This window comes from Clostridioides sp. ZZV14-6154 (assembly GCF_020657785.1).
In the GTDB taxonomy this organism is placed as follows: domain Bacteria; phylum Bacillota; class Clostridia; order Peptostreptococcales; family Peptostreptococcaceae; genus Clostridioides.
In genome coordinates, this window is sequence record NZ_JAGWCY010000001.1 from 1309857 (window position 1) to 1323178 (window position 13322).

10 protein-coding genes are annotated in these 13322 nt (G+C 27.3%); 2 read left to right on the top strand and 8 right to left on the bottom strand.

Features of this window, described 5'->3' with window-relative positions:
- Window positions 1-22: 22 nt before the first annotated feature.
- Both KGF45_RS06440 and KGF45_RS06445 read right to left on the bottom strand, forming a co-directional pair.
- Window positions 23-718, bottom strand: a complete 696-nt coding sequence (locus KGF45_RS06440) for an ABC-2 transporter permease (RefSeq protein ID WP_227827013.1) — start codon at window positions 716-718, stop codon at window positions 23-25.
- Entirely contained in the window at window positions 718-1578 is an 861-nt protein-coding gene (locus KGF45_RS06445) for an ABC transporter ATP-binding protein (RefSeq protein ID WP_227827012.1), read from the bottom strand. The genes KGF45_RS06440 and KGF45_RS06445 overlap by 1 nt, the downstream gene beginning before the upstream one ends.
- 136 nt (window positions 1579-1714) lie before the next feature.
- Here KGF45_RS06445 and KGF45_RS06450 point away from each other — a divergent pair, with 136 nt between their 5' ends.
- Complete coding sequence (locus KGF45_RS06450) at window positions 1715-2515, top strand: NAD(+)/NADH kinase (RefSeq protein ID WP_227434012.1); 801 nt, start codon at window positions 1715-1717, stop codon at window positions 2513-2515.
- 23 nt (window positions 2516-2538) lie between these two features.
- Complete coding sequence (gene yfcE, locus KGF45_RS06455; RefSeq protein ID WP_227827011.1) at window positions 2539-3105, top strand: phosphodiesterase; 567 nt, start codon at window positions 2539-2541, stop codon at window positions 3103-3105.
- A gap of 298 nt (window positions 3106-3403) precedes the next feature.
- Here yfcE and KGF45_RS06460 read toward each other — a convergent pair whose 3' ends face one another.
- The 6 genes from KGF45_RS06460 to KGF45_RS06485 all read right to left on the bottom strand — a co-directional run bounded on the left by KGF45_RS06460 (window position 3404) and on the right by KGF45_RS06485 (window position 13296).
- Window positions 3404-4456: a cell wall-binding repeat-containing protein gene (locus KGF45_RS06460; protein WP_227827010.1), complete on the bottom strand. Its 1053-nt coding sequence runs from the start codon at window positions 4454-4456 to the stop codon at window positions 3404-3406.
- Between the two features lie 210 nt (window positions 4457-4666).
- The gene (gene pepT / locus KGF45_RS06465) at window positions 4667-5893 is read right to left on the bottom strand and encodes a peptidase T (RefSeq protein ID WP_227827009.1); all 1227 of its coding nucleotides are present in this window, start codon (window positions 5891-5893) and stop codon (window positions 4667-4669) included.
- A gap of 88 nt (window positions 5894-5981) precedes the next feature.
- Entirely contained in the window at window positions 5982-7034 is a 1053-nt protein-coding gene (gene ytvI / locus KGF45_RS06470) for a sporulation integral membrane protein YtvI (RefSeq protein WP_227827008.1), read from the bottom strand.
- A 150-nt stretch (window positions 7035-7184) separates the two neighbouring features.
- Window positions 7185-8438, bottom strand: coding sequence for an HlyC/CorC family transporter (locus KGF45_RS06475; protein ID WP_227827007.1), 1254 nt, complete (start codon window positions 8436-8438; stop codon window positions 7185-7187).
- 132 nt (window positions 8439-8570) lie between these two features.
- Window positions 8571-12098: an AAA family ATPase gene (locus KGF45_RS06480; RefSeq protein ID WP_227827006.1), complete on the bottom strand. Its 3528-nt coding sequence runs from the start codon at window positions 12096-12098 to the stop codon at window positions 8571-8573.
- The gene (locus KGF45_RS06485) at window positions 12085-13296 is read right to left on the bottom strand and encodes an exonuclease SbcCD subunit D (RefSeq protein ID WP_227827005.1); all 1212 of its coding nucleotides are present in this window, start codon (window positions 13294-13296) and stop codon (window positions 12085-12087) included. The genes KGF45_RS06480 and KGF45_RS06485 overlap by 14 nt, the downstream gene beginning before the upstream one ends.
- Window positions 13297-13322: the final 26 nt, after the last annotated feature.

Consider the following 13322-nt stretch of genomic DNA (forward strand, 5'->3'; position numbering starts at 1 on the left):
ATATTTTACGCTATAATATTAATTAAAAACTTTTATAATTAAACTTATTTTTTTTTGAAATCTTAATAGAGAAATACATAGATATTATAAAAATTATTATAGTCAAAAACGTCACACTGTATAGATTTATATATCTAGTATTAGTCATATCAGTAATATAATTTGAAAGGTATACGCCTCCTACATTACTATAATTAACATGCTTTACTTGATATACTATCATACTAACCATTCTTAAAAGACTCCCATATACAAAATAAATTAAAATACTTATTATTAATCCACAAATTTTCATTTTTCCATATCCAAATTTAAAAAATAAAGGAAGCACTATTGATAAAATTGCTAAAAATATATTTATAGAAAAGAATACATCATTTAAAACCATGCTTCTAAAAAACACTAATGATGTCAATTTACTTATTAAAGATACAATTGTTGTTATAAAAATTATTAATCCCACACCTAATAAGTACTTCGAATACACTATATCTTCGATACTAACTGGCATACTTCTTATAAATATTCTTGAATCACTTTCATAATCACATTCAAATGTATTTACAAAAATTAAATAACCTATGACAACACTTACTGTATAATACGAAATTGAGTTAAGGAAAAAATAAAAAACAAAAAACAGCAATATGTACTTTAAATTACGAACACCATCTGAACTAATTCCTATTATTAAATCTTTTTTTATCAAATTGAACATCATTTCACCTCATTTATATAATAATACATTAGTTCTTCTATAGTAGGATTTTTAACTTTATGCTTATCAATTTCTATCAATAAGCTTTTTACTTTTAAGTTATCTCCAACTTTCAGTAGTGCTTCACTATAATATTTATACTCTTTTACACCAACTATATTTTCTTTAATTTCTTCTAATTCTGCTTTATTTGCCCTAATTATTTTATACTCCTGCTCTAACATATCTTTCTTTATTGTAAAAATCTGATTTCCTTTATTTATAAAAATAAGATAATCCGCAATCCTAATTAAATTATCAGTATTGTGAGTTGAAATTATTACACTACTATTTCCATTTTTCACAAAATCTTTTAGATACTGCATTATTTCTTTTCTTACAATTGGGTCTATTCCAGCAGTTGGTTCATCCAGAATAAGTAGTTTTGCATTATGGCTAAGTGCATTTGCTAGCATAAGCTTCTCAGATTGTCCTTTGGATAAATTCTTAATATGTATATTTTCTTCTATCTCAAATTTTTCAAGATATTCATCAAATCTTTCTCTATCAAAATTACTATAAAATAAGGATACTATTCTTCTAAACTCTTTCACCTTTAAATGCGGATAAAATTGTAAAGAATCATATACAAAACCAATATTGTTTTTAAAACTTACTGGAGAATTGTCAATTGTTTCATTACAAAGTTCAATTTCACCCTCATCAGCATCAATAATGCCCATTATAATTTTTATTAAAGTTGTCTTTCCAGAACCATTTGGTCCTATAACTCCAATAATATCTCCTTCTTTTAATTCCAAGTTTATATTATTTAATTTAAATTTACCTAATTTTTTTGTGATATTCTTTACCTTAAACACGTCTTCACCTCTTATGTAATTTTTTATACCCCCTATACATATTTTAACACATTCACAACAAGCTAGGTCATTTATAAATTTATAAATTAAGAATTATAAAACTATGTTATAATACAAAGTATGAAGAGGTGAATATATGAAAAGAATTATAACTATAAATGCAAACCAATTAAATAAGTCCCTTGAGACTAAAGAACTCTTAACTAGAAAACTTGTCAACGCTGGCTTTGAGGTGTATTCAGATATTTATCCAGATACAGAACTTATTATATCAATTGGCGGTGATGGCTCTTTTTTAAGAACAGTTAGAGATTTCGATTTTCCTGAAATTCCCATAATGGGTATAAATACAGGACATCTGGGATTTTTTCCTGATATTTTACCAGATAAGATTGATAGCTTTATTGAAGCTTATATAAAAAAGGATTATATTATTCAAGAAATGTCACTTCTTAATGCTGAAGTATATACAACTACTAGCGGTTCTAACATGCTTGCTGTAAATGAAGTTGTTATAAGAGGAGACAAGTCTAGAACTATACATCTTAATCTAAGCCTTGATGATAAACATATACAAAATTTTAGTGGAGATGGTATGATTATTTCTACTTCCACAGGTTCAACCGCCTACAACTATTCTGCTGGCGGTAGTATTGTTGATATAAAACTTGAACTTATGCAGATTACACCGTTACATCCAATAAACACTAATGCATATAGATGTTTTACATCAAGCATAATATGTTCAAATGAATCTGTTATAAAGATTGCACCAGAATACAGATTTGAAGATTCATTATTGATTGTTGTTGATGGTGTTGAGCACAGATTTAGACAAATCGAAAATATAAAAGTTAGCATGTCTGATGCAAAAATAAAATTACTTAGGATGTCAAATTACGAGTTTTGGCATAGAGTATCTGAAAAATTTTTATAGACTGCACTTAGGAGGATTTTAATATGAAAATAGGAATAATGAGTGATACTCATGGTAGTTTACTTTACTTTGAAAAAGCATTAAATGTATTATCTGACTGTGATATTCTCTTACATGGAGGAGATGTCTTATATCATGGTCCTAGAAATGATATTCCAGAAGGATATAATCCTAAAAAATTTATAGAAGTGTTAAACAAATTAGAAAATATTATAATTGTTAAAGGTAACTGTGATGCAGATGTCGACCAGATGGTAATAGAACATCCTATTCAAAGTCCTTATGTCATGAGCCAATTTGGAGAAATTAGGATTATATTAAATCATGGTTATACAGAAACAGAAGAAGAAATTATTGATAAATCAAAGAAAATGGGTGCTGACATATTAGTTTTAGGACATACTCATGTAAAGAAACTATATATGGATGATAATTTAATAGTTATAAATCCAGGAAGTACTTCTATCCCCAAAGATGGAAGCCATTCTGTAGCAATTATAGATATTATAAAAACTGATGATGAAGATGAGCTTGAACTTGATATCAATTTAATCGATATTAATACTGGAAATGTAATCAATATTAACTAAATGTAGTATTCCATAAGAATGTATGAAAAACATTAAAGGTTAATACTTAAAACATATATAGTAAATTTAATTGAAAAAGAAAAATATATTATAGATAGACACTTCACATTGAGGTGTCTTTTCTATATCATTAGAAAACTGTATAACCTACTGTATTGTAAAGTATCTATTAGCACAAAAATAAGTAAACTAAGCTATTTGCAACTTAATTAGAATTTCATATACATCAATTCAAACTTCTAATTAAACATAACTTAGTTTACTTGTCTTTATTATATAATATTACTAATTGATAAAACTACTGTAATCCTAATGCTTCTGTATAAGGATTACTATTTTTTCCTCCACCAACTTGTATAAATTTATCTGCTTTTACTTTCTTTATAAAACTTTGTTGTCCATTACTTAGACTTCCACTTGCAAGAATGACAGGTGACTTTGTTTTTGCCGCCAATACTCCAGCAGCAAGCCCATCAACTAAATCAGCTTCTCTACCACTTCCATCCTTTGCAAAATACATATTACTAACCTTACTTAATTTTCCATAAAATTTTTCTAAAACTTTAGCATTTGTATCTTTTCTATCTGTTCCAGCTAATCTTTCTGAATTTACTAGTTGTCCCTCAAGTTTTTTGCTTATATTATATTCTCCACCTATTATGTATGTCTCATTTGAATTTTGTGTTATAAAACTTTTAGCCTCACTTCTTATACTATCTTTACTTGCATATATTATAGCCATATTATCACTTGCAGCTGGACTTGATATAGAAGTTGCATCTGCTAGGCCATTATACCCATTAACTACTGCTATTTTTGAAACGCCTAAATCTCCTGTATCATCCAATTGTTTAGTAAGAAGCAAAGAAGTTTCTTCTCTGTCTGCTCCTCCAATTCTACTTACTAAAACACCTGTATCTTCAAGATATTTTTTTACACTTGATGAAATTGCTCCTTCACTTCCAATTAAAATAATTTCTTCAGGATTAAGTCTTGTTATCTCATCTGCTACATTTTCTGGTACATTATTTTTATTAGTAAGTAGTATTGGAGCATCCAATTTACTTGCTAAAGGAGTTGAAGCTAGTGCATCTGGTAATGAATTTGAATTTACTAGAAAAATCCTTTCTGAACCATTATTCCATCCACTTTGAGATATTTTTATAGCTGTATCAAATCTATCTTCCCCAATTAACTTTTCTCCCTTTGGAGATTTTCTATTTTGAATATAGCTATTCATATTTTCCTGCGAATTTTGATTCTTGCTAGTTGTATCTGCATATACACAGCTAGGCATTACAAGCCCTAATACAAGTGCAAATACCATTATTTTTTTAGATTTAATTTTCAATATAATTCCCCCTTATTTAAAATATTAATACTTATTGTTACTCTGCAATACTTATTTATACCCCAAAGTGAATATAATTACCTTTTATCAAAATAATTATAAAAATAGCTACATCATCTTAAATACAAAACAAACTTACAATCAGTTTGTTTTATAAAGAATGATATAGCTATTATAACTTTAAACTCTTAATTTTTGAATACTTTTTAACTAAACTCTTTCAGCATATTTTTCAGCTATTCTTATAACTAATTTAGTAGCTTTCTCCATAGAACTAACTGGAATACATTCATTTTTACCATGGAAGTTTAATCCTCCAGTAAATATATTTGGACAAGGTAATCCTTCAAATGATAGTCTTGCACCATCAGTACCACCTCTTACAGGAACTAAACGTGGCTTTATACCTACTTCTTCCATTGCCTCTTTGGCTATATCAACGATGAACATAACTGGCTCAATCTTTTCTTTCATATTATAATAAGAATCTTTTAAGTCTAATTCCACTCTATTATCATATTTCTTATTTATTTTTTCTATATTTTCTATCATTATAGATTTTCTTTGTTCAAATTTTTCTCTACAATGGTCTCTAATAATATAAGCCATGCTTACAGTTTCAACATTTCCATTTATAGTATTTAGATGCCAAAAGCCTTCATAACCTTCTGTTGTTTCTGGTCTTTCATCTGCTGGGAACATTTCTGAGATTTCAGATGCTATATGTATAGCATTGACCATTTTATTCTTAGCTGAACCTGGATGAACGTTTCTACCATGTATAGTAATAGTTGCATTTGCTGCATTAAAGTTTTCACATTCAAGTTCTCCAACTACTCCTCCATCTAAAGTATATGCATATTTTGCTCCAAATTTTTCAACATCAAATAGATTTGCACCTCTTCCAATTTCCTCATCAGGTGTAAATCCTATTTTTATATCTCCATGTTTAATTTCGGGGTGATTGATTAAATATTCTATTGCAGTTACTATCTCAGCTATTCCAGCTTTATCATCAGAACCAAGTAAAGTTGTTCCATCAGTAACTATTAAATCATCTCCTTTAAATTCTACTAATTCTGGAGAATCTTTTACACATGTAACAACATTTAATTCTTCATTTAAAACTATATCTTTTCCATCATAATTTTTTATTATTCTTGGTTTAATATCTTTTCCACTTATATCTTCAATTGTATCCAAGTGTGATATGAATCCTATAGTATCTACACCTTCAACATTTCCTTTTAAAGTAGCCATTACGTAACTGTTTTCATCTAAACTTACTTCATCAATACCAATTGATTTTAACTCTTCAACTATATACTCAGCTAAAACTCTTTGACCTTCTGAAGATGGACAATTTTCACATTGAGAATTCGATGTTGTATCAAATGATACATATTTTAAAAATCTTTCTACTACTTTTTGTTTCATGCATATACCTTCTTTCTTACAATATTAATGGAATTTTTATTTATTAGTGAATAAAATTTTACTACAAAAATATCTTCATTATTTATAGCTAAAAGATATCCACCTTCTTAAGTATATCATGCATACATACCAAACCCAAACAAAAAATTACTCCTATTATTCCCTTTACCTGAATTCCAATAAAAATTGCAGCCAGTGTTGCTAATGGATTTAACCCAACATTTACTGATACTAATTTGGGTTCAAGTATTTCTCTTATTAGAGATAAAACAAAAAATATTATAGTCATGCTTACAGCTATAAAATAATTTTTTATAAGAAAATAGTACACGATTACTGGAAGATATATTGTTATTATTCCTAAAAATGGAATTAAGTCCATTAAAGCTCCTACAAAAGCTACTATCAGACCATATTTTAATCCAAATATAGCGAAACTTCCCCATATCGCAAAAAAAGTTATAGCCATAAGTATTGTATAAGCTCTTATATATCCTACAAGAGAAAGACCTGCTTCCTTCTTTACATTCTTTACCTTTTTTCTGACATCAACAGTAAACATATTATAGAAATTATTTTCAATTTTATCTAAATCTTTTGCTATAAAATATGTAGCAATAAACAAAGTAATTATAAATATTATAATATATGGAATAGAAGTAGCCAGTCCAAGTATACTTGTAAGGAGATTTTTTGTAATATGCATTACTTCATTACTAAACTTACTTACTAATTGTTCTATATCAAAATTAGCTATTTCTTGAAATGATTTCATATATGTATTTACTTTATTTAAAAAATACATAATTGTATTGCTTATATCTTCAGGGTTGGTAGATATATTATTTAGAAATCCCATTAATTCTTTCACTGAATTTATTACGATTATTGTAGTAACTGTACTTACTACTGCTACTGCAAGAAAACTCAAAACTAATGTGGACACACCCTTATTGATGTTAAACTTATTTTCTAATTTTTGTGATATAGGATTAATCATAAGAGCTATTATTCCACCTAAAAAAAATGGAGCTATGTATGGAAATGCTTTATAAATAAAAATAAACAACAATGTGTATATACAAAAAAAGATAGTGTTATTTTTTAATTTGTATAAAAAATCATTTTCTAATATGTTCATCTTAAAAATCTCCTTCCTTCTAATTTATATTTCTATTTTGTCCATTTCATACTAGTTTTATTTGAATATAAAATAAAAATAAGTGCATTAAATATAGAATTTAAATTCTACATTCAATGCACTTATAATAAATTTAAGAACATTATTACATTATGTATATATTCTTATTTTTTTGATTCTATTTTTTTCTATACTTTCTATACAAAATCTTATATTATCAACTTCAATTACTTCATTTTCTTCTGGCAATCTGCTTAAATGTCCAATTATAAACCCACCTATAGAATCAAATTCTTCAGATTCTAAGTTTACACCTATAAGTTCATTAACATCACCAATTTTAGTACTTCCATCTACAATATACTCATCTTCTTTTATAACTTGTATTTCATCTTCTTCTTCATCATATTCATCTTCTATATCACCAACAATTACTTCTACTAAATCTTCTATAGTCAAAAGCCCAGATGTCCCACCATACTCATCTACAACTATAGCCATTTGACTTTTTTCAAGTTTCATCTCTTCAAGAAGCTGTGTTATCTTTTTAAACTCATATGTGAAAAATGGCTCTCTCATATAATTTTTAATATCAAATGACTCTATTTCCTCATCTGATAAAAATATAATATCTTTTATATTAAGTATTCCTACAATATCATCTATAGTTTCTTCATATACAGGCATTCTACTTAGTTTTTCTTCTTTAAATACTTGTATGATTTCATCGTAACTATCTTCCATATCTATAGCTACCATATCTATTCTCTGTATCATTGCGTTTTTGGCTTGCATATCTCCAAATTCAAATACATTATTTATGATTTCTCTTTCTTCCATTTCAAGGACGCCTTCTTCATGGCTTACATTTACCATAGTTTTTAATTCTTCTTCAGTTATAAATGACTTGGCTCCTTTATGTGTTATACCAAACAATTTAAATATAACGTTCGTAATTATATTAAATACCCATACTACTGGTCTTAATACAAATATAATTACTCTTATAGGCTTAGATACCAAAAGAGAAACCTTTTCTGAGTTACTTGCTGCTATTGTCTTTGGAGTAATTTCACCAAATATTAACACTAGTACTGTCATAACAGCTGTAGCAAGTGCTACTCCTTTTTCTCCCATCAACCCTATAAACAGTGACGTTGATATGGATGTTGCTGCTATATTTACAACGTTATTTCCAACTAATATAGAACTTAAAAGTTTATTTGGGCTTTCTATTAATGAACTTACTAACTTAGCTCCTTTGACTCCTTCATCTTGCATATATCTAATTCTGATTTTACTTAAAGACATTAAAGCTGTCTCTGATGCTGAGAAAAATGCAGACCCCATAAGTAATACTACTAAAATTATAATCTGGACCAAACTATTGGGCGATTCCAACACTTACCACACTCCTACTTACTTGTTTTTTTATATTGATATTAATTATAAATAAATTTAATATTAGTTTTAATTATATCACAATTATATATTTTTTGGAAATGTTAGATAATATATTCAATTAACATATTGTTTCTAACTGTATTCAATTTTTACTTTTGAACCTACTCCAGCTTCACTCGATGAAACCAATAGCTTAACAGGAACTCTATTTTTAAGCTCTTCGACATGACTTATTATACCCACACTTAGATTATTACTATGCAATCTTTCCAATGATTCTATAACAATCTCCAAAAGCTCACTATCCAATGAACCAAATCCTTCATCTAAGAAGAAGAATTCAAGTGGTGCACTCCCTTTTAATTGTATTTGAGATGAAAGAGCAAGTGCTAATGATAGTGAAGTTAAAAATGTCTCTCCTCCAGATAGAGTATCAATACTTCTTCTTTCTCCTCCATTAAAATTATCTCTCATTACAAAATTGAGTGTTGAGTCAATTTCAAGTGCATATCTTCCTTTAGTTATTCCTTCTAATCTTTTTGATGCTTCTAAAGCTATATATTTTAGTTGATTTGTAGAGACGTATTCTACAAATTTATTTCCTTGTATACATTTATCTAATTCTTCTAACAAATCTACTTTATGTTCAACCAATCTAAGTTCCTTATTAAAATCATTTATCTTATCTAAAGAATCTTTTAATGTTATCAACTTATTTTGATTAGCTCCAATGTCTTTGGATATATTTCCTATTTCTACTTTCATATTATAAATATTATCTTTTAATTGTTCAAAGTATTCTTTTTTAATAATTCTTCCATTTAATTTTTCTTTTGATGATTTTATTTTAAACGATAATAACTTTTGTTCTTCTTCATATTCTAATATTTCTTCAATCAGTTTTTTTACTTCTTCACCTTCTAATAAAGCTCTTTTTACCGCATATATACTTTCAAATTTATTTTCTGCTAGCAGTTTATTTAATATTATTTTTTGTTCTTTATATTGTTCTTTAGCAGTTTTAAGTCTTCCATCTATATTGTGCTTCTCAGCAAGATTTTTTTCATATTCTAACCTCTGTTCTTCTAGCTTTACTTTACTAGACTCTTCTTGTTCTAGTATCTTGCATATACGTTCTTCAACATTATGTAAAAGATTTTTAGCTAAATCACCTTTTGTTATGTTAATTACTTCTTTATATTTACTTTCTCTATGCACTTTTTTTTCTACATATAACTCTCTAGCCTTTATTAACTCTAACTCTATTTCATGTAATTTACTTTCTTGTTCTCTTATTTTAATATCTAATAAATCTCTGTTTTTTAATAAGTTTGAATATCCAGTATTTAATAATTCTAATTTTTTTTCATTTTCTCTTAATTCTTCTACTTTTGACGATAGATTTGAAACTTTAGTAATTGTTTTTAATCCTAAATACTCTTGTTTTAATTTCTTACATTTATGTTCCAGACTTTCAATTTCGATATTTAAATCTTTTATTAATTTCTTATAGTTATTCAAACTTTCGTTTATCTTTAATTCTTCTTTTTCAATTCTATTTTTTTCTTCTTTTGCCAATGTTATTTTATTTTCGGTACTCTCTTTCTCTTTTTCCCACTCTTGAATATTAGATTTAAGTACAGCTAATTTTCTTTGTTCATCATCAAGTCTTTTAAATAATTGACTGGATGGAATTTCCCCAAGTTTTCCTTTTACATCTTCCAATTCTTTAGTTTTCATTTTTTCTACAGACACATAACCACTTACTTTAGCATTTAATTCTTCAATATTATGTCTTATGCTTACTTTTTCTTTTTCCAATTTATCTAATTTATCTTTAACAAAAACTATATTTTCATCATAATTAGTTATATTATGATTTTCATGGTGCTTTGAACCACAAACTGGACATGGCACATTTTCTTTTAATTCACGTCTAAGCTCAGAAGCCAAATTCAAGTATTTTAGTTCTTCTAACTCTTTTTCAAGGTCTTCTCTATTTTTTCTATTGTTCTCAAGCTTTTCATTTACTAGATTTAGCTCTCTCTCAATATTAAATTTATTTTCTAAAACTACTTTTAATTCATCTTGTATATTATTTTTCTTAATTTCATTTTCTTTGGTATTATTTGCCTTATTCCTTAATTCAGTTACATATTCAGATTTTAAAAGCAAATCTTCACTTTTGCCAGGACATTTTTTAAGAAGAACATCTAAATGAAGAGACAAACTTTCTAGGTTACGGTTGATGTCATTTTTGTCTCTATCAATATATCTGACTTTTAAATTTATATCTTCTGTATCCTTAGATATTTCTTCTAGTTTATTTATTTTTTGAGTTTTCTCTTCTAATACTTTATTATAATCTTTCTCATATTCATATGCTAAAAATATTTTTTGTTTTAATTCTGCACTTATATTTACTTTATCTATTTTCCCTTCAATTTCTTTTACAGACTTAATAACTGCTTCTTTTCTAGATTCAGAATCTTTTTTTAGTTTTTCTAACTCCATTTTGTTCTTACTTAAATCAAGACCATTTTCTTTTAATTCTTTTAATTCCTTATCTAGTAAAACTAATTCTTCTTCTAATTTTATTGCTTGTTGTAACTTTATTTTTTCCTCACTTAACTTAGGAACTTCTTCATTTTTAATTTTACTTATTCTTTCATATCTATGTTTTGTAATTTCAAGTTCTTGATTTAAAATTACTAATTTTTTATCTAATCTATCTACTGTAAAACTATCTTCTTCTATTCTTTTTTCTAAATTTTGAACTGTTCCTATGTATGGGTCCACTTTTCTTGCATTATTATCATTTTCTACAAGATTAGTCTTTTCCTTTATCTCATTGCTTTTTAGGTTGAGTTCATTTTTTCTAAGCTCATTTTTCTCTAGTTTCAATTGTTCCTCATATATTACCTTACTCTCTTCATAAGATTTTTGAACTAAATCCAAAGTTTTATTTTTCTCTTTTTCTAGTTTTTTTAACTCCATTAGTTCTTGATTGATATCATTATACACTTCTTCTGTAATTCCATCGTATTGACTTAATTTTGATTTCAAGTCTTTTAACTTTTGCGAATGTAAATTTTTTCTCTTTTTTACTTTATCTCCAAGACTTCTTCCATACTTTTCAAGATTGAAAATTCTCTCTAACATATCTCTTCTATCTGCACGTGATAATCTCAAAAACTCATTAAATTTATCTTGTGGTAAAACTACTGACCTCGTAAAATCGTTTGATGTTAGTCCTACAACTTGAGCCACCTTTTCATTTACTTCAACAACTTTATCAGCCAAAACATTTTTTGTATTATCATTTAACACCTCTACTAATCTAGCACCAGAAGTCTTTGTTCCTGTTTTACTTCTTACAATAGTTCTATCTACAATGTATCTTCTTCTTGTATTTTTGCTTCCTATCTCAAATTCATACGATATAATTGCTTTATCACATACACTGTTTATATATTCTTTTGTATTTCTAGATATATTTCCATACATAGCAATAGTTATAGCATCTAAAATTGTAGATTTCCCACTTCCAGTAGTCCCAAATATTCCAAACAAACCTCTTTCAATTAGTTTTTCAAAGTCTATAACTTGTTTATCAATATAACTATTAAGTCCAGTCAGTTCTAATCTAATTGGTCTCATCTGTTGATTCACCTTCTTCACTTATTATATCTAGAAATAAATCCATAAGTTCTCCTTTTGGTTCTACACCTCTACTAAAGGAATAAAATTCTTTGAATAATTCTGCCATAGACTTTTCTTTTATATCTACACTTTCTTGTTCATAACAAGATGTTATTATTGGTTTTATCTCTATTATGTCTTTTAATAATTCTTTCATTTTTTTAATTTCACCCTGAGATATTATCTCATCAGTATCTATTTCAAAGTATGACCAGATATCTCTATCTTGATTTTGCTCACATATATCTAAAGCTTCATCTATACCATTACATTTAAATACTTCTATTGGTTTGTAATTGTTAAAATAAATTTCCTCAATATTTGGTTTTTCTCCTGCTTTTATATCCACTATATACGCACCTTTAGTATATGCTCTTTCGTCTTTGCTATATTGAAGTGGAGAACCAGAATAATATGCATTTAATCGTTCAGAAGCTTTTTGTTGTTTGTGCAAATGTCCTAGTGCAGTATATTGAGCTTTTTCTGGTAAGTCTTTTTTTTCAACCAAAAAGCTTCCTCCTAGTTGTATAGGTCTTTCTGATTCAGTACTCTCTCCACCTATTACAAATATATGTGATACTGCTATATTTATAGTATCACTTCTAAAATTTTCTCCTAAACTTCTAAATATGTCGCCTACTTTTTCAGAGTAAGTCTTTTGCTTTTCCAAATCATCTTCACTTGAAAAAACCTCATTTAATCTTTTTTCACTTGGATAAGGCAATGTAGCAATTACAACACTTTCTCCATTTATATTTAATGTTGTACATCCTTGTATAGTCTCTGTTATCTCAAATTTTTCATACTTAGCTTTTTCTGTAGAACTTGATGGATAACCAAATATAAGTATACCCTGTTCATGTGCTAAAGGTGTTATTGCAGAAAGTCTCTCTGGATTGTCATGATTCCCAGAAATTATTATTACACATCTTTGTCCATTATTAGCAAGTCTTGAAACTGTTTTATAAAACAGTTTTTCAGCTTGTGCTGGTGGATTAGAATTATCATATATATCCCCAGCAATTATTACCATATCAACTTCACTTGATTCTACTATTTTTATGAAGTCCTCACAAAATTTTGCCTGCTCTTCAATTCTAGAATGACCTTCTAGGGATTTCCCTAGATGCCAATCTGATGTATGAATGAATCTCATTTTTCCCCTCCCCTTTATCTTTATGT

What these genes read in the sequence shown, in the direction of transcription:
- KGF45_RS06450 (WP_227434012.1), top strand. Translation starts at nt 1,715, where the DNA reads ATGAAAAGAATTATAACTATAAATGCAAACCAATTAAATAAGTCCCTT.
- pepT (WP_227827009.1), bottom strand. Translation starts at nt 5,893, where the DNA reads ATGAAACAAAAAGTAGTAGAAAGATTTTTAAAATATGTATCATTTGAT.
- KGF45_RS06480 (WP_227827006.1), bottom strand. Translation starts at nt 12,098, where the DNA reads ATGAGACCAATTAGATTAGAACTGACTGGACTTAATAGTTATATTGAT.
- ytvI (WP_227827008.1), bottom strand. Translation starts at nt 7,034, where the DNA reads ATGAACATATTAGAAAATGATTTTTTATACAAATTAAAAAATAACACT.
- KGF45_RS06485 (WP_227827005.1), bottom strand. Translation starts at nt 13,296, where the DNA reads ATGAGATTCATTCATACATCAGATTGGCATCTAGGGAAATCCCTAGAA.
- yfcE (WP_227827011.1), top strand. Translation starts at nt 2,539, where the DNA reads ATGAAAATAGGAATAATGAGTGATACTCATGGTAGTTTACTTTACTTT.
- KGF45_RS06440 (WP_227827013.1), bottom strand. Translation starts at nt 718, where the DNA reads ATGTTCAATTTGATAAAAAAAGATTTAATAATAGGAATTAGTTCAGAT.